Below are 16,173 nucleotides of genomic sequence, written 5' to 3'. Positions count from 1 at the left end.
GCAGCAGCCGCAGGAACTCGCCGTTCGCATCGGCATGGATCGCGTAGGTCGGACGTATCATGACGCGGACCCTGGCACGGCCGGTCGAAGATTTGTGAGGCCCGATTTAGACATATCCACCTGATTTGCGGCACTTAATACCGCCCGCACGCTGGCGGTAGCGATATCGGTATCCATGCCGACGCCGAAGACTGTTCGCCCGTCCCCGGTGCGACATTCGACATAGGCGACAGCCTGCGCATCCGCGCCATGGCCGATCGCGTGTTCGCTATAGTCGATGACGTCGAGTGTCGGCCCGGTGGTGTCCGCCAGAGCGGCGATGACGCCCGAAATCAGACCGTTGCCGCGCCCGCTGATCGACCGCTCCTCGCCATCGACCGCGACGCGGCCGACGAACCGGCGGTCGCCGACGCTGCCCGTCTCCTCATAATCGCGCAGCACGAACCGGTCGCCCTGCCGCGGCAGGTACGTCGCCTCGAACCGATCCCAGATGTCCCCGGCGCCCAGCTCGCGGCTGGTTTCGTCGGCGAGTTGCTGGACGTGCCGGCTGAAATCCGCCTGCAGCCGCTTGGGGAGTTTCAGGCCCTTGTCCTGTTCGATGATCCACGCGACGCCGCCCTTGCCGCTTTGCGAATTGACGCGGATTACCGCTTCGTAGCTACGGCCGAGGTCGGCGGGATCGATCGGCAGATAGGGGACCTCCCACAGATTGTCGTTACGGGCGGCCTGCGCGGCGAAGCCCTTCTTGATCGCGTCCTGATGGCTGCCCGAAAAGGCGGTGAACACCAGTTCGCCCGCATAGGGGGTGCGCGGGTGGACGGGGATGCTGGTGCAATGCTGCACCATGTCGACGATGGCGTCGATGTCGGACAGGTCGAGCGCCGGGTCGACCCCTTGCGTGTACATGTTGAGCGCGATCGTCACGAGATCGCAATTGCCGGTCCGCTCGCCGTTGCCCAGCAGGCAGCCTTCGACGCGGTCCGCGCCCGCCAGCAGGCCGAGTTCCGCCGCCGCGACGCCGGTGCCGCGGTCGTTGTGCGTGTGGAGCGAGATCACCACCGCCTCCCGGTTCGGGATGGCGCGGCCGAACCATTCGATCTGGTCGGCATAGATGTTGGGCGTCGCGCATTCGACCGTCGCGGGCAGGTTGAGGATCAGCGGGCGATCCGCGGTCGGGCGCAGCACGTCCATCACCGCGGCACATACCTCGACCGAGAAGTCGAGTTCGGCGGTGGAGAAGGTTTCCGGGCTGTATTCGAAATGCCAGTCGGTGTCCGGGTAGCGCGCCGCCTGGTCGCGCAGCACCATTGCGCCCTCGACGGCGATCGTCTTCACTTCCTCGCGGGTCATGCCGAACACGATCTTGCGCCAGGCGGGCGACACCGCGTTGTACAGATGGACGATCGCCTGTTTCGCACCCTTCAGGCTGGCGAAACTGGATTCGATCAGGTCGCGGCGCGATTGGGTCAGCACCTGGACGCACACGTCCGCGGGGATGCGATCCTGCTGCACCAGACCGCTGATGAAATCGAATTCCGTCGCGCCCGCGCTCGGGAAACCGACCTCGATCTCCTTCAGGCCGATTTTGCACAGCAGATCGAAGAAGCGGCCCTTCTTGTCCGCATCCATCGGATCGATCAGCGCCTGGTTGCCGTCGCGGAGGTCCGTGGACAGCCAGCGCGGCGCGCGGGTGATCGTGCGGCTCGGCCATTGCCTGTCGGGCAGCGCAATGGGCGGGAAGGGGCGGTATTTGGTCGAAGGATCGCGGAGCATGTCGGTCCCGGCTCTGTGCCGCTGCGGACGTTGATCCGCACGGCGTTAGATGGCGCTGAAGCGAAAATCGGCCCTTAAGGGAAGCGCGCGCAGGCACCGCCGCCCTTAAGGGCGGATAAGTCGAAGAAGAAGGGCGCGCGTACCGATCATTGTGCAGGCGCATTCATGCCGACCGTTCCCGCCCGTGTCCAGCGAAGATGTCAGGCAAATCCGCGCCGCACCGCCAAACTTTGTTAACCCGTTGATCCTATTGCGCATTGGACGCGGGCGGGGGCTTGTCGATCCATCAAGAAAAGGCCCATTATGATGCGCCAGCTCGTCTATATCAGCACCGTAAGACGTGGCGCGGCGGTCGATGCCGACGCGATCCTGGCGCAGTCGCGGCGTAACAATGCACGCGACCGCGTTACCGGCCTGCTGTTTTTCGACGGCAAGCGCTTTCTGCAGGCGCTGGAGGGGGAAGACAATGTGGTCACCACCGCATTTGCCCGCATCCAGGCGGACGAGCGCCATTATGCGCTGGTAATATTGTCCAACCGGGTCATCGCGACGCGCGAGTTCGGCGAATGGGCGATGGCCTATGCCAGACCGGGGGAGGCTGCTGATGCGCTGGATCGCGTCGTGCGCCTGACGGCCGACGCGGACCCGGCGGTGCGCGCGACCTTCGAGGGGTTCGCCAAGGTGCGCCGGGCGGCATGAGCCGCACCGGCGCTTTCCCTGGGAAGGGATAGGGTCAGGCCGCGGTGAAGGCGGCGTGGATCGTCAGCTTCACCTCGTCCGACACGACCGGCGCATAGGCGCCGACGCCAAAGTCGCTGCGCTTGATCGTCGTAGTGCCGGTGAAGCCGAAGTTCAGCTTCTTGCTCATCGGATTGGCGCCCGCCCCGACGAAGGTCGCATCGATCGTGACCGGCTTCGTCTGGTCCTTGATCGTCAGGTTGCCGGTGATCGTCGCCTTGTTGGCGCCGCGCGGGGTCACCGACGTCGAGACGAAGCGCGCGGTCGGATAGGTGGCGGCGTCAAAGAAATCCTTCGATTGCAGATGCTTGGCGAAGGGGGCAGCGGTGACGCTGAGCTGATCGATCTGAAACGTCACGTCGACCTTCGCCGCGGCGGGCTTGGCGGGATCGATCGTGATCGAACCCGACGACGCGCCGAACATGCCTTCGAGGATCGAGAAGCCCATGTGGTTTACCGCCCACGACACCTGGGTGTGGAAGGGATCGACCGCGTACGTGCCGGCCGGGACCTTCGCGGTCGGCTGGCCGGGTTGGCCGGGAGCGGTCGCGATGATCTGGGCGGCGGCGGGAACGGCAACCGCGGCGAGCGCGGCGGCGAGAATCAGGCGCATGGATGGTCTCCCTGTAATGACGCGCGGTTTGACCATAATGCCTGCGCGGCGGGAAGGCGCGGAACGGAAACGATCAGTTGCGACACCGTCACCATTCCGGTGGTTCGCCTCCCTCCCTCTCCCGCGAGGAGAGGGAAGAGCCGCCGAGAGGCGACGAAGGGTGAGGGTGAGCGCGAAACCGATCAGTTCTTCGCCTTGTCGACCAGCTTGTTGGCGCCGATCCACGGCATCATCGCGCGCAGCTCCGCGCCCGTCTTCTCGATCGGATGCGCCTGCGCCGCCTTGCGTGCCGCCTTCAGTTCGGGCTGGCCGGCGCGATTGTCGAGCACGAAGTTCTTGACGAACCGGCCCGACTGGATGTCGGCGAGGACGCGGCGCATCTCCGCCTTCGTCTCGTCCGTGATGATGCGCGGGCCGGTGGTGATGTCGCCGTATTCGGCGGTGTTGCTGATCGAATAGCGCATGTTGGCGATGCCGCCTTCATAGAGCAGATCGACGATCAGCTTGGTTTCGTGCAGGCACTCGAAATAGGCCATTTCCGGCGCATAGCCCGCCTCGACCAGCGTTTCGAACCCGGCCTGGATGAGGTGGGTGATGCCGCCGCACAGCACCGCCTGTTCGCCGAACAGGTCGGTTTCGCACTCTTCCTTGAAATTGGTCTCGATAATGCCCGAGCGGCCGCCGCCGACGCCGCTGGCATAAGCGAGCGCGACGTCGTGCGCATTGCCGCTGGCGTCCTGGTGGATCGCGATCAGGCAGGGGACGCCGCCGCCGCGGACGTATTCGCTGCGGACGGTGTGGCCGGGGCCCTTGGGCGCGATCATGATGACGTCGATGTCCGCAGGGACCTCGATTAGGCCAAAGTGCACGTTGAGGCCGTGTGCGAAGGCAAGCGCCGCGCCGGGCTTCATATTGCCCTTGAGGTCGTTTTCCCAGATCGCGGCCTGATGCTCGTCGGGGGCGAGGATCATCAGGATATCCGCCCAGCCGGCCGCTTCCTTGTTCGACAGCACCTTGAAGCCTGCCGCTTCCGCCTTCTGCGCGGTGGCAGACCCTTCGCGCAGCGCGATCGCGACGTTCTTGACGCCCGAATCGCGCAGGTTCTGCGCATGCGCATGGCCCTGCGACCCGTACCCCAGGATGGCGATGTTCTTGTCGGTGATCAGGTTCAGATCCGCGTCGCGATCGTAATAGACCTTCATTGTACTTCCTTTCGTCACCTCGGACTTAATCCGGGGTCCCGCTGTTGTCCCGCCGTCGAAGAAGCGGGACCCCGGATCAAGTCCGGGGTGACGGGAGGGTTGATGGGAACGGATGGAAAAACGTTACGCCGCCTCGCGACCGCGCGAGATGGCGGCGATGCCGGTGCGGGCGACCTCGACCAGACCGACTTCGCCCATCAGCTCGACGAACTTGTCGATCTTCTCGATCGTGCCGGTGACCTCGAACACGAACGAGCCGATCGTCGCATCGACGACGCGGGCGCGATAGACCTCGGCGAGGCGCAAAGCCTCGATGCGATGGTCGCCGGTGCCCGCCACCTTGACCAGCGCCAGCTCGCGCTCGACGTGCGCACCGCGCGCGGTGAGGTCGGTGACCTTGTGCACGGGCACCAGCCGGTCAAGCTGGGCGATGATCTGTTCCATCACCGGCGGCGAGGCGCTGGTGACGATGGTGATGCGGCTGACCGCTTTGTCGGCGGTGATTTCCGACACGGTCAGGCTTTCGATGTTGTAGCCGCGCGCGGTGAACAGGCCGGCGATCCGGGCGAGGATGCCCGGTTCGTTGTCGACGATCACCGACAGGGTGTGACGTTCGGTGGCTTCGGTCTTGATATGCATAGGACCTCTTCCCCCCTCCCGCTTGCGGGAGGGGTGGGGGTTGGAATGCCGCAGGCGCGCCGGCGGGTGGACAGGTGCACCCCCAGCCCCTCCCGCAAGCGGGAGCGGAGCTAGACGAGCGCTTTCGCCTCGTCGTCCATCGTGCCCGACACCTCGTTCGCCTGCAGGATCATGTCGGTATGCGCCGCGCCGCTCGGGATCATCGGGAAGCAATTGGCGAGCTTCGCGACACGGCAGTCGACGATCACCGGGCCGTCATGGTCCAGCATCGCCTGGATGCCGTCCTCCAGTTCGCCGCGCGCCTCGATGCGGATGCCCTTCCAGCCATAGGCTTCGCCGAGCTTCACGAAGTCGGGCAGGCTGTCCGAATAGCTTTCGGCGTAGCGGCTTTCGTAGGTCAGCTCCTGCCACTGGCGGACCATCCCCATATATTCGTTGTTGAGGATGAATATCTTCACCGGCAGGCGATATTGCGTCGCGGTGGCGAGCTCCTGGATGTTCATCTGGATGCTCGCCTCGCCGGCGATATCGATGACGAGCGCCTTCGGATTGCCGAGCTGCGCGCCGATCGCGGCGGGGAGGCCATAGCCCATCGTGCCGAGGCCGCCGCTGGTCAGCCATTTGTTCGGCTTTTCGAAACCGAAATGCTGCGCGGCCCACATCTGATGCTGGCCGACCTCGGTCGTGATGATCGGAGAGCGGGCGTGCGTCGCCTCCCACAAGGCGCGGATCGCGCGTTGCGGCATGATCTCCGTTCCCGTTTCCGGGAAGTCGAGCGACTTGACCGCGCGCCAGCCGGCTATGCGCCGCCACCAGTCCGACGTGTCGGGCTTCGGGTGCTGGCGCGCCTTCCAGATGCGGACCATGTCTTCCATCGCATGGCCGGCATCGGCGATGATCGCGAGGTCGACGCGCACGTTCTTGTTCACGCTCGACCGGTCGATGTCGATGTGCACCTTGCGGCTCATCGGGCTGAACGCGTCGAGCCGGCCGGTGACGCGGTCGTCGAAGCGGCTGCCGATCGCGACGACGAGGTCGGCCTGGTTCATCGCCATGTTCGCCTCGAACGTGCCGTGCATGCCGAGCATGCCGAGGAACTGCGGCGAGGAGGCGGGGAAGGCGCCAAGACCCATCAGCGTCGAGGTGACGGGCGCGCCCGTGATCCGTGCCAGTTCGCCCAGCAGCTGCGACGCGGCGGGGCCGGCGTTGATGACGCCGCCGCCGGTGTAGAGGATCGGGCGCTCCGCGGCGGCGAGCATGTCGACGACCTGTTCGATCTCGCGCTGCGGCGCCTTCACCTGCGGGCGGTACGTCTTGTGCTGGATCGCGCCCGGCTTGGTATAGCGGGCAGTGGCGACCTGCACGTCCTTCGGGATGTCGATGACGACCGGACCAGGACGGCCGGAGGTGGCGATGTGGAACGCCTCGTGGATGACCGCGCCGAGCCGCGCCGGATCCTTCACCAGGTAATTGTGTTTCGAACAGTGGCGCGTGATGCCGACCGTATCCGCCTCCTGAAACGCGTCGGTGCCGATCAGCGCGGTCGGCACCTGCCCCGTGATGACCACCATGGGGATCGAATCGAGCAAAGCATCGGTGATGCCGGTGACCGCATTGGTGGCGCCGGGGCCGGAGGTGACGAGGACGACGCCGGGCTTGCCGGTGGAGCGGGCATAGCCTTCCGCCGCATGCGTCGCCGCCTGCTCGTGGCGGACGAGGATGTGCTTGATCCGCCCACGCCCTCCCGAAGATTGGCGGAACATCGCATCGTAGATCGGCAGGACGGCACCGCCCGGATAGCCGAACACGACCTCCACGCCGAGATCGCACAGCGCCTCGACCAGGATGTCTGCTCCGCTCTTCTCGGCCACGTTACCCTCCATCTGCCTTGGGTGAGGGCTGCGCGCCTAGAGGCGGGGGCGGCAGGGGTCAAGCGTCTATCGCAATAAATGTGCGATTTTGTTTTCCAGATCGACAGAATCTGTCGCGTTCACCCTGTCTGTCGGCGGCTGGTGTCGGAACCAAGTATATTGCCTTTTGGCATAACGGCGCGTGTCGAGGCGGATGGCGGCAAGGGCGGCGGCACGATCGATCGCGCCTTGCAGCAGCGCGGCGATGGGCGGCACGCCGATCGCGCGGCGGATCGGCGCATCGGCGGGAACGTCGTTCCGCGCCAGCAACGCGGCGACCTCCTCGATCGCGCCGGTGTCGAACATCGCCGCGCACCGTTCGTCGATCCGCGCGACCAGCGCATCGCGGTCGGGTAGCAGGATCGCGGCGGCCAGCGTCACGCGATCGCCGATGCCGCCCGCGCGCGCCGCCTGCCACGCCGCCAGCGGGCGCCCGGTCGATCGCAGCACCTCCAGCGCGCGGGCGACGCGCGCGGTATCGGCGGGGGCAAGCCGCCCGGCGGCGGCGGGGTCCTCGATCGCGAGCAGGCGATGCGCCTCCGCAACGGGCAAGGCGCGGACGATCTCCCGAATCGTGGAGTCGATCGCCGGCACGGGCGCGATGCCGTCGATCAGCGTGCGCAGATACAGGCCGGTGCCCCCGACAAGGATCGGCAGGCGGCCTTCGGCATGGACCGCGTCGATCGCCGCGCGGGCCTCCGCGGCCCAGCGTGCTGCGGAATAGCCCGCATCGGCGGCGTCGACATGGCCGAACAGGCGGTGCGGCACGCGCGCTTCCTCCGCCGCATCGGGGCGTGCGGTCAGGATGCGCAGGTCGGCGTAGACCTGGCTTGCGTCGGCATTGATGACCACGCCGCCCCGCGCCTGCGCCAGCCGGATCGCGGCGGCGGACTTGCCGCTGGCGGTCGGCCCTGCGATGAGCGCCAGCGCGGGTTTGGAGGATTTGGTGTTCACGGCGACGCTCATAGCAGCAGATCGGATCGATGCGGGCGATTGTTCGGCCGCCGCCGATCGGCTGGCGCAGGCGGGCTGCGCGCCGGAGGCGCCGGCGTGGATCGAGACGGGCAAGGCCGTCGACATCGGTTTCGCCGCCGATCCCGCCGCGGCGCGCATCGCATTGGAAGGGGCGCTGACGGACGTCGACGTCGTCGTGCAGCCGACCGCGACGCGCGCCAAGGCGCTGATCGTCGCGGACATGGATTCGACGATGATCACCGTTGAATGCATCGACGAACTGGCGGATTATGCGGGGATCAAGGCGCAGGTCGCCGCGGTGACCGAACGCGCGATGCGGGGCGAACTGGATTTCGAGGCGGCGCTCGACGCGCGCGTCGCATTGCTCGCCGGGCTGGACGAGGGCGTCATCGCACGCTGCCTCGCCGAACGGGTGACGATCATGCCCGGCGCGAAGGCGCTGGTGCGGACGATGCGCGCCCGTGGTGCGCGCGCGATCCTGGTGTCGGGCGGCTTCACCCGCTTCGCCGAGCCGGTCGCGGCCGAGATCGGCTTCGACCATGCGATCGCCAACCGGCTGCTGATCGCGGACGGGCGGCTGACGGGTGCGGTCGCTAGGCCGATCGTCGGCGCGGCGACGAAGGAAGAAACACTGCTCGCCGCGATCGATTCGGGCGGGATTGACCCGGCCCGGAGCCTCGCGGTCGGCGACGGCGCGAACGATCTGGCGATGATCCGCCGGGCAGGGTTGGGCGTCGCCTATCACGCCAAGCCCGTCGTCGCGGCGGCGGCGGGCGCGCGGATCGATCATGGCGACCTGTCCGCCCTGCTCTATGCGCAGGGCTATCCGCGCGCCACCTGGGTCGACTGATCGGTCAGGGCGCGACCACGACACACGGCACGCCCGATGCCGCGCAGGCGCGCTGCGCCGCCGCCTTGTCGGGATAGCCGCCCGCCTGCAGCCGGACGACCGCGCCGGCCTTGACGTACGCAGGATGTGCGCTGCCCAGCCGGCCGCGCACCTTCGCCCATTGCGTCTCGGCGTTGCCCTGCGTGCTGAACGCACCGAGCTGGACGCGCCAGTTGCCGGTGGTGGCGGGCTTGGCCGCGACCGGCTTGGCTGCCGGCGTCGGCTTCGCGGCGGGCGTCTTCACCGGCGCGGGATGCGCGACGACGCGCTGTTCGACGATCCGATCTGGGGCGGGGCGATCGGGCGCGGGCTGCGACGGGCGCGGACGCGGCGTGGCGGCGGCGGCTGGCTGGCGCGGTGCATCGGTCGTCGCGAGCTGCGTCGCGGGGGCGGGGCGGGGCAGGGGCGCCTTGCGCTGTGCCGCCGCATATTGCTGCGCCAGTTGCGTGCCGCGCTCGCGATCCGCGGGGGTGATATACTGGTCCATCTGCGCCAGCGTTTCCGAGGCGGACTTGAGGCCCGCCTGCGACGCGAGAGTCATCAGCGCGTAGGCGCGCGGATAGTCGCGCGCCACGCCGTCGCCGTTGAACAGCATCGTGCCGAGCACCAGCTGCGCGCGCGGCTCGCCGCGTGCGATCGACTTTTCGAGCCACGGCACCGCATCGGCCTTCTTCCCGCCCTGGAACAGCGCCAGGCCGTAATTGTCCTCGCCCTGCGGCAGGCCCTGCTGCGCCGACTTGCGGAACCAGCTTTCGGCGAGGACGGGGTCGAGCGGCACGCCGCGGCCGAGCTTGTATGCCTGGCCAAGATTATACTGCGCCAGCGCGTCGCCGGCGACGGCGGGGCCGCGCCACTGGTCGACCGCCGCCCTGTAATCGCCGCGATTCCAGGCATCGACGCCGCCCTTGACGTCCTGCGCCGCGACCGGTGCCGCTGCCGCCAGCGCGGCCAGTGCGATCATCCCCGAAAAACGCATGGCAATTCCCTTTTTGATCCTGCGGCCGTCATGCCCCGCCGGCGCGCGGAACGCAAAGCGCGTGTCGCCCCGAAGCGCAGCTGAAAGGCGCGTTAACGGCTTCTTAGCGCTGCTCTGGCACCTATCCGGTGACAAATTCGGGTCGTTTCACTTCTAAGGGGGCCTATGCGCGTTCTCGCGATGGCATCGCAAAAGGGCGGTTCGGGCAAGACCACCTTGTCCGGGCATCTCGCCGTGCAGGCGCAAATGGCGGGCCATGGCCCCGTCGTGCTGATCGACATCGATCCGCAGGGCTCGCTCGCCGACTGGTGGAACGAGCGGACCGCCGAATATCCCGCCTTTGCGCAGACGACGGTCGCGCGGCTCGCCGCCGATCTTGAGGTGCTGCGCCAGCAGGGGTTCAAGCTGGCGATGATCGACACGCCGCCCGCGATCACCATGGCGATCCAGAGCGTCATCAACGTCGCCGAACTGGTGGTCGTACCGACCCGGCCGAGCCCGCACGACCTGCGTGCCGTCGGCGCCACCGTCGACCTGTGCGACCGCGCGGGCAAGCCGCTGATCTTCGTCGTCAACGCCGCGACGCCCAAGGCGCGGATCACGAGCGACGCCGCCGTTGCGCTGTCGCAACACGGCACGGTTGCGCCGATCACGCTGCACCAGCGCACCGATTTCGCCGCGTCGATGATCGACGGCCGCACGGTGATGGAGGTCGACCCGAACGGCAAGTCGGCGGCCGAGGTCAGGGCGCTGTGGACCTATATCGCGGACCGGCTGGAGAAGAATTTCCGCCGCACCGTGTTCAGCGTGCCGGCCGGCAACGGCTTTGGCACGCGGCCGGCGGCGGGCGGCTTCGGCCGCCGCGTGGTGGGGGGCTGACGCGCGATGTTCGGCAGCGGACCCAAGCCGATGGCCTCGCTCTCCTCGACGCTGCTCGCCCGCAAGGGGCAGGCGCGGCCGGCGATGCGGCGCCAGGGCCTCGACCATTTCAGCCATGGCGGCGACGATCTGGGCTGGAACGACATGGGTGCCGACAGCACGCGCGTCGCGATGCCGGCTCCGGCGCCCGCCCCAGCATCCATCCATGAACCCGTCGTGCCCGATGCACCCGCGGATGCCATGCCGACCGTGCTGGTCGAGCGCGAGCGGCTGGAAGCCGCCGTCGCGCCGCCGCCCGTCGTCAAGTCCGTCTCCGTCGCCACCGCGACCAGGCTGCGTCGCGAGACGCAGCATGTCGGCAAGGCGGCCTTCACGCTGCGCGTCGATGCCGACCGTCACCTGCGCCTGCGCCTGGCGTCGGCGATTACCAACCGGTCCGCACAGGACCTCGTCACCGAGGCGCTCGATGCGCTGCTGACCGCGATCCCGGAGGTGGAGGCGCTCGTCGAGCAGCTGCCGCAGGGCAAGCGGGCGCGCTGACCGTTCTGGGGGGAAGACACCGATGAACACCCGCACGTTCCTGACGCTGAGCCTGTCCGGGTTGATCCTGGGCGGTACGATGGTCGGTTGCACCGCACGCGGCATGCATGTCGCCGCGGCGAGCGACCGCGCCGCGGAGCGCGATGCGCGCGTCGCCGGCAAGGAGGGCGTCAAGGCGGTCCGCGCGCTGCAGAAGCAGGATGCGGCGGCCGCGGTCGGTTTCGCCGAGCGGGCGGTCGCGCTGGCGCCGCGCGATGCCGGATATCGCATGGTGCTCGCCGAAAGCTATCTGAAGAGCGGTCGGTTCGACTCGGCGCGCGCGGCTTATGGCGACGTGCTGCAGCTGACGCCGGGCAATGGCAAGGCGGCGCTCAACCTCGCGCTGACGCAGATCGCGAGCGGCGACTGGATGGGCGCGCGTGCGACGCTGGGCGCACACAGCCGCGCGATCCCCGTCGCCGACCTGGGCCTCGCCACCGCACTGGCGGGCGATCCAGCGGGCGCGGTTGCGATGCTGACGCCGGTCGCGCGATCGGGCGAGGGCAATGCCAAGGTGCGCCAGAACCTGGCGCTCAGTTACGCGCTGGCAGGCGAATGGCAGATGGCGCGCGTCGTCGCCGCGGCCGACATGTCGCCCGCCGACGTCGATGCGCGGATGGAACAATGGGCGGTATTCGCCAAGCCCGGTTCGTCGGCGCAGCAGGTCGCGACGCTGCTGGGCGTGACGCCGCGGGCGGACGCGGGCCTGCCGGTCGCGCTCGCGCTGAACGCCCCGGTCCCGGTCGGCGGTGCGCCGGTACAAGCGGCGACGCCCGAGCCGGTGGCGCAGGCGCCCGTCGCGCTCGCCGCCAATTCGCCGGCTCCTGTGGCGAAGCCTGCGCCCGCGCCGACGCCGCTGAAGGTTACCTTCGCCGCGCCGCGCGAGGTCGTGCAGCCCTTGCCCGCGCCGATGATCCGCGCGCGCGGCCCGATAAAGGTCGCGGCGGGCGTCGTCGTTCAGGATGTGCCGCCGGTGCAGCGCCTGGCGCATGCCGCCCGTACGCTGCCGACGGGCGACTGGTACGTCCAGCTCGGCGCGTTCAGCAATGCCGCGGTCGCGCGCTCCGGATGGGACCAGGCGACGCGGCGCTTCGCGGTGTTTTCGGGTCGCCAGCCGACGGGCACCCCCGTCGCCGCTGCCAAGGGCCGCCTGTATCGCCTGTCGGTCGGCGGTTTCAGCCGCGAGGCGGCGGCGCGCGTCTGCCGCGACTATCGCGCAAAAGGCGGCACGTGCTTCGTCCGGCGCGAGGCAGGCGACCGGCTGGCGCAATGGCTGCGCACACCGGTGCAGCTGGCAGCGCGCTGACGCCCGCGAGTCTTGACAAAATTGACACCTGAACGTGACATGTTCGTGCGCGTTGTTGTCACAAGATTACGTGGCTGAAAAAGAGCGGCGTTCGTAAGGCGGATCATAACAGGAACACCGCGTGTAAGACAGCGCAAGTCAGTTCACCTTGCATATTTTCCCCGGCCTTCGCCGGGGAAGCTAAGGGGGTTTGAACCGCCTGCGTCCCGGTCAGATTTCCCGGCCGCCCTTCCAGACTCGCAACACGCGGCCCTGCACGGGCAGGCCGTCGAACGGCGTGTTGGCGCCGCCGCCGCTGAACGCGGTGCCGTCGACCTGCCACGGGGTGTCCGCGTCGAACAGCATGAGGTCGGCGGCCTTGCCCGGCTCCAGCGTGCCCGTGTCGAGGCCGAGCACGCGCGCCGGATTGGCGGCGAGCAGCGCGAACAGACGGTCGAGCGTGACGCGCCCGTCGCGGACCAGCATCAGCGCGAGCGGCAGCAACGTTTCCGCCCCCGCCATGCCCGGCGTCGAATCGGCGAACGGCAGACGCTTTTCCTCCGGCCCCTTCGGATCGTGGCCCGAGGCGAGCACGTCGATCGTGCCGTCCGCGACCGCGGCGAGTGCGGCCTGGCGATCGCTTTCGGCGCGGAGCGGCGGCGAGAGATGGGCATAGGTGCGAAAATCGCTGACCGCGATATCGGATAGGTGCAGGTGTGCGGGCGTGATGCCGCAGGTGACGGCGACGCCGCGACGCTTGGCGGCGCGGATCAGGTCGAAGGCGGCGGCGGTCGTCACCTGGCGCAGGTGGAGCCGCGCGCCGGTATCCTCGGCGAGCATCAGGTCGCGTGCGACCGCCAGCGCCTCCGCGATCGCCGGCGCGGCGGCGAGGCCGAGGCGGGTCGCGGTCTCGCCATCGGTTGCGACCGCGCCCTGCGTCAGGCCGCCGTCCTCCGCATGCGCGACGACTGCGATGTCGAGGTCGCGGGCATAAGCGAGGACGCGGCGCATGACGCCCGAATCGGCGATCCAGCCCTTGCCGGTGCCGACGGCCTTTGCGCCTGCCGACGCGCAGATCGCCATTTCCGCCATTTCCGCGCCGGCGAGACCGCGCGTCGCGGCGGCGATCGGGTGAATCCACAGGTCCGGCTTGCCGATCAGCGCCGCGCGCTGGACGACGCCGGGATCGTCGAGCACCGGGCGCCCGTCGGGCATCAGCGCGACGCGGACGATGCCGCCGGTGCGAAAGGCATGGCGGTCGATCGCGAACACGCCAAGGTCGACGATGCCGGGGCCGAGCGTCTTGCCCGCGCAGTCGACGACGTCGGCATCGGCAGGTATGTCGATCGTGCCCGCGGCGACGATGATCCCGTCGCGGACGAGCACGCCGCCGTCGCGGACGCCCGCGACGGGGCAGACGAGCGTCGCGTTGCAAAAGGCGGTGATGCTCATGCCCAACCTTCCACGCGGCGCGCGCGCCGGGTCAGTACGTCCAGGCACGCCATCCGGACCGCCACGCCCATCTCCACCTGCTCCGTGATCGCCGATTGCGGCCCGTCCGCGACGCTCGAATCGATCTCGACGCCGCGATTCATCGGCCCCGGGTGCATGACGAGCGCATCGGGCAACCGCGCGAGCCGTTCCGGCGTCAGGCCGTAGCGCAGGCGATATTCGCGCGTCGACGGGATATAGGCACCGTCCATCCGCTCGTTCTGGACGCGCAGCATCATCACCACGTCGGCGCCCACCAGCGCCTTGTCAAAATCGGTAAAGGGCGTGACGCCCATCCGCTCGACCGCGGGCGGCATCAGCGTCGACGGCGCGCAGACGCGTACCTCCGCGGCGAGTGCGGTGAGGCTGAGGATGTTGGAGCGCGCGACGCGGCTGTGCAGCACATCGCCGCAGATGACGACACGTTGCCCGGCGATGCTGCCGCGGCGGCGGCGGATGGTCAGCGCGTCGAGCAGCGCCTGCGTCGGATGTTCGTGGCGGCCATCGCCGGCGTTGAGCACGGGGCAGTCGACCTTGTCCGCGATCAGCCGCACCGCGCCCGATGCCATGTGCCGGATGACGATGACGTCGGCGCGCATCGCGTTGAGCGTCTGCGCGGTATCGATCAGCGTCTCGCCCTTCTTCACGCTTGACTGCGCGGCGTGCATGTTGACGACGTCGGCGCCGAGGCGCTTGCCCGCGATCTCGAAGCTTAGCAGCGTGCGCGTCGAGTTTTCGAAGAAGGCGTTGATCTGCGTCAGCCCATCGAGCCGCTTGTCGGGCGCGGCATGGTCGCGGTTCGCGCCGATCCAGCGTTCCGCCTCATCGAGCAGAAAGGTGATCTCATGCGGCTGGAGCCCGTCGATGCCGGTCAGATGCCGGTGCGGGAAGACGGCGCCGCCCGGGATCTGGGCGGCGGGGCTATGGTCTGAGGCTGTCATCAAGCGCGTCGGGTAGCGCGCGGGGCTGGCGCGGGCAAGCGGGGCTGCGGAGGGCAGTCGAGTGCCGCTGGTGCCTCCCGCCTCGTCATCCCCGCGGAGGCGGGGGATCCAGCGCCGCTAGCGTATCGATGGAGTCGATAGGGCAGTCGGTCTGGATTCCCGCCTTCGCGGGAATGACGAGGGCGCGGCAGAATTACGCTGCCTTCAGCGTCTCCATGTCGATGACGAAGCGGTACTTGACGTCGCCCTTCACCATCCGGTCGTACGCTTCGTCGATCTGGTCCATGCGGATCATCTCGATATCGCTGGTGAGGCCATGTTCCTTGCAGAAGTCGAGCATCTCCTGCGTTTCCCTGATCCCGCCGATCAGCGAGCCCGCCAGCGCGCGGCGGCGGAAGACGAGGTTGCCGACCGACGGCGCAGGATGCGGTTCGGCGGGGACGCCGACGAGGCACATCGTGCCGTCGCGCTTGAGCTGGACGAGCAAGGCGTCGAGGTCGTGGGGCGCGGCGACGGTGTTCAGGATGAAGTCGAACGAGCCTTCGTGGCGCGCCATCTGGTCCGCGTCTTTCGACACGATCAGGTCCTTCGCGCCGAGGCGGATGGCGTCGTCGCGTTTGTTGGGCGAGGTGGAGAAGACGTAGACCTCCGCGCCCATCGCATTGGCGATCTTGACGCCCATGTGGCCGAGGCCGCCCAGGCCGACGATGCCGACCTTCTGGCCCGGCCCGACCTTCCAGTGATGGAGCGGCGAGAAGGTGGTGATGCCCGCACAGAGCAGGGGCGCGACGGCGGCGAGATCCTTTTCGTCATGGCCGATGTGGAGCACGAAGCCCTCGTCGACGACGATATGGTCCGAATAGCCGCCGAACGTGTGGCCGCCCAAGACCTTGTCCGGGCCGTTATAGGTGCCGACGAAGCCGCCGTCCGTGCAATATTGCTCCTCGCCGTCCTGGCACGACGGGCAGTGGCCGCAGCTGTCGACCATGCAGCCGACGCCGGCGATGTCGCCGACCTTGAACTTCGTCACCTCGCTGCCGACGGCGGTGACGCGGCCGACGATCTCGTGACCGGGCACGCAGGGGTAGAGCGTGCCGTCCCATTCGCCGCGCGCGGTGTGCAGGTCGGAGTGACAGACGCCGCAGAACTGGATGTCGATCGCGACGTCCTTCGGGCCGGGATCGCGACGCTCGAAGCTGAACGGGGCGAGCGGCGCGTCGGCAGCCTGCGCAGCGAAACCCTGGGTCGGGGTGGGCATGGGTGATGTCCTCAATGGCTTGAAA

Annotated in this window: 15 protein-coding genes; 5 read left to right on the top strand and 10 right to left on the bottom strand. The window is 68.4% G+C overall.

Translation table 11 applies throughout. From position 1 onward, the window contains the following. Positions 1 to 57: 57 nt before the first annotated feature. A complete protein-coding gene (gene leuA / locus DM480_RS01400) occupies positions 58 to 1,773 on the bottom strand; it encodes a 2-isopropylmalate synthase (protein ID WP_115377226.1) in 1,716 nt (571 codons plus the stop codon). Positions 1,774 to 2,076: 303 nt separating this feature from the next. Between leuA and DM480_RS01395 the strand changes: the two genes are divergently transcribed. Continuing rightward, positions 2,077 to 2,472 (top strand): BLUF domain-containing protein, encoded by a 396-nt coding sequence (locus DM480_RS01395; RefSeq protein WP_232834074.1) that lies wholly within the window; start codon positions 2,077 to 2,079, stop codon positions 2,470 to 2,472. Between the two features lie 34 nt (positions 2,473 to 2,506). Here DM480_RS01395 and DM480_RS01390 read toward each other — a convergent pair whose 3' ends face one another. From DM480_RS01390 to miaA, 5 genes are all read right to left on the bottom strand, one after another. Continuing rightward, positions 2,507 to 3,124, bottom strand: coding sequence for a YceI family protein (locus DM480_RS01390; RefSeq protein ID WP_115377225.1), 618 nt, complete (start codon positions 3,122 to 3,124; stop codon positions 2,507 to 2,509). Positions 3,125 to 3,306: 182 nt separating this feature from the next. Then, on the bottom strand, positions 3,307 to 4,326 hold the full coding sequence (ilvC, locus tag DM480_RS01385; RefSeq protein WP_115377224.1) for a ketol-acid reductoisomerase: 1,020 nt from the start codon (positions 4,324 to 4,326) through the stop codon (positions 3,307 to 3,309). A gap of 123 nt (positions 4,327 to 4,449) precedes the next feature. Beyond that, on the bottom strand, positions 4,450 to 4,965 hold the full coding sequence (ilvN, locus tag DM480_RS01380; RefSeq protein WP_115377223.1) for an acetolactate synthase small subunit: 516 nt from the start codon (positions 4,963 to 4,965) through the stop codon (positions 4,450 to 4,452). Between the two features lie 110 nt (positions 4,966 to 5,075). Continuing rightward, positions 5,076 to 6,836 (bottom strand): biosynthetic-type acetolactate synthase large subunit, encoded by a 1,761-nt coding sequence (ilvB, locus tag DM480_RS01375; protein WP_115377222.1) that lies wholly within the window; start codon positions 6,834 to 6,836, stop codon positions 5,076 to 5,078. A gap of 66 nt (positions 6,837 to 6,902) precedes the next feature. Continuing rightward, positions 6,903 to 7,841, bottom strand: a complete 939-nt coding sequence (miaA, locus tag DM480_RS01370; protein WP_115377221.1) for a tRNA (adenosine(37)-N6)-dimethylallyltransferase MiaA — start codon at positions 7,839 to 7,841, stop codon at positions 6,903 to 6,905. Here miaA and serB point away from each other — a divergent pair. Continuing rightward, on the top strand, positions 7,822 to 8,700 hold the full coding sequence (serB, locus tag DM480_RS01365) for a phosphoserine phosphatase SerB (RefSeq protein ID WP_115377220.1): 879 nt from the start codon (positions 7,822 to 7,824) through the stop codon (positions 8,698 to 8,700). The genes miaA and serB overlap by 20 nt on opposite strands. A 4-nt stretch (positions 8,701 to 8,704) precedes the next feature. Here serB and DM480_RS01360 read toward each other — a convergent pair whose 3' ends face one another. Then, positions 8,705 to 9,715 carry an SPOR domain-containing protein gene (locus DM480_RS01360; RefSeq protein ID WP_115377219.1) on the bottom strand — a complete coding sequence of 337 codons (1,011 nt, stop codon included), beginning with the start codon at positions 9,713 to 9,715 and terminating at the stop codon, positions 8,705 to 8,707. Positions 9,716 to 9,880: 165 nt separating this feature from the next. Between DM480_RS01360 and DM480_RS01355 the strand changes: the two genes are divergently transcribed. Genes DM480_RS01355 through DM480_RS01345 form a run of 3 tightly spaced genes read left to right on the top strand, consistent with a single transcriptional unit; the run spans position 9,881 to position 12,479 of the window. Then, a complete protein-coding gene (locus DM480_RS01355; protein WP_115377218.1) occupies positions 9,881 to 10,594 on the top strand; it encodes a ParA family protein in 714 nt (237 codons plus the stop codon). 30 nt (positions 10,595 to 10,624) lie between these two features. After that, positions 10,625 to 11,134, top strand: a complete 510-nt coding sequence (locus DM480_RS01350; RefSeq protein ID WP_115380638.1) for a hypothetical protein — start codon at positions 10,625 to 10,627, stop codon at positions 11,132 to 11,134. A gap of 22 nt (positions 11,135 to 11,156) precedes the next feature. Continuing rightward, positions 11,157 to 12,479, top strand: coding sequence for an SPOR domain-containing protein (locus DM480_RS01345; protein WP_115377217.1), 1,323 nt, complete (start codon positions 11,157 to 11,159; stop codon positions 12,477 to 12,479). A gap of 210 nt (positions 12,480 to 12,689) precedes the next feature. On the opposite strand, the gene DM480_RS01340 is transcribed toward DM480_RS01345, so the two are convergent. From DM480_RS01340 to DM480_RS01330, 3 genes are all read right to left on the bottom strand, one after another. After that, positions 12,690 to 13,910 carry a dihydroorotase gene (locus DM480_RS01340; RefSeq protein ID WP_115377216.1) on the bottom strand — a complete coding sequence of 407 codons (1,221 nt, stop codon included), beginning with the start codon at positions 13,908 to 13,910 and terminating at the stop codon, positions 12,690 to 12,692. Then, positions 13,907 to 14,890: an aspartate carbamoyltransferase catalytic subunit gene (locus DM480_RS01335; RefSeq protein ID WP_115377215.1), complete on the bottom strand. Its 984-nt coding sequence runs from the start codon at positions 14,888 to 14,890 to the stop codon at positions 13,907 to 13,909. Before DM480_RS01335 ends, DM480_RS01340 begins: the two co-directional genes overlap by 4 nt. Positions 14,891 to 15,083: 193 nt before the next feature. After that, on the bottom strand, positions 15,084 to 16,148 hold the full coding sequence (locus DM480_RS01330) for an NAD(P)-dependent alcohol dehydrogenase (RefSeq protein WP_115377214.1): 1,065 nt from the start codon (positions 16,146 to 16,148) through the stop codon (positions 15,084 to 15,086). Positions 16,149 to 16,173 lie beyond the last annotated feature (25 nt).

Origin of the sequence: Sphingomonas sp. FARSPH, from assembly GCF_003355005.1 — a bacterium.
Taxonomy (GTDB): domain Bacteria; phylum Pseudomonadota; class Alphaproteobacteria; order Sphingomonadales; family Sphingomonadaceae; genus Sphingomonas.
The sequence above is the reverse complement of the archived record's forward strand: the minus strand, read 5'-3'. Positions and strand labels throughout refer to the sequence as shown.

Excerpts from the sequence above, each read along its gene's own strand:
- leuA (WP_115377226.1), bottom strand. The coding sequence starts at position 1,773 with ATGCTCCGCGATCCTTCGACCAAATACCGCCCCTTCCCGCCCATTGCG.
- DM480_RS01395 (WP_232834074.1), top strand. The coding sequence starts at position 2,077 with ATGATGCGCCAGCTCGTCTATATCAGCACCGTAAGACGTGGCGCGGCG.
- DM480_RS01390 (WP_115377225.1), bottom strand. The coding sequence starts at position 3,124 with ATGCGCCTGATTCTCGCCGCCGCGCTCGCCGCGGTTGCCGTTCCCGCC.
- ilvC (WP_115377224.1), bottom strand. The coding sequence starts at position 4,326 with ATGAAGGTCTATTACGATCGCGACGCGGATCTGAACCTGATCACCGAC.
- ilvN (WP_115377223.1), bottom strand. The coding sequence starts at position 4,965 with ATGCATATCAAGACCGAAGCCACCGAACGTCACACCCTGTCGGTGATC.
- miaA (WP_115377221.1), bottom strand. The coding sequence starts at position 7,841 with ATGAGCGTCGCCGTGAACACCAAATCCTCCAAACCCGCGCTGGCGCTC.
- DM480_RS01360 (WP_115377219.1), bottom strand. The coding sequence starts at position 9,715 with ATGCGTTTTTCGGGGATGATCGCACTGGCCGCGCTGGCGGCAGCGGCA.
- DM480_RS01355 (WP_115377218.1), top strand. The coding sequence starts at position 9,881 with ATGCGCGTTCTCGCGATGGCATCGCAAAAGGGCGGTTCGGGCAAGACC.
- DM480_RS01350 (WP_115380638.1), top strand. The coding sequence starts at position 10,625 with ATGGCCTCGCTCTCCTCGACGCTGCTCGCCCGCAAGGGGCAGGCGCGG.
- DM480_RS01345 (WP_115377217.1), top strand. The coding sequence starts at position 11,157 with ATGAACACCCGCACGTTCCTGACGCTGAGCCTGTCCGGGTTGATCCTG.
- DM480_RS01340 (WP_115377216.1), bottom strand. The coding sequence starts at position 13,910 with ATGAGCATCACCGCCTTTTGCAACGCGACGCTCGTCTGCCCCGTCGCG.
- DM480_RS01335 (WP_115377215.1), bottom strand. The coding sequence starts at position 14,890 with ATGACAGCCTCAGACCATAGCCCCGCCGCCCAGATCCCGGGCGGCGCC.
- DM480_RS01330 (WP_115377214.1), bottom strand. The coding sequence starts at position 16,148 with ATGCCCACCCCGACCCAGGGTTTCGCTGCGCAGGCTGCCGACGCGCCG.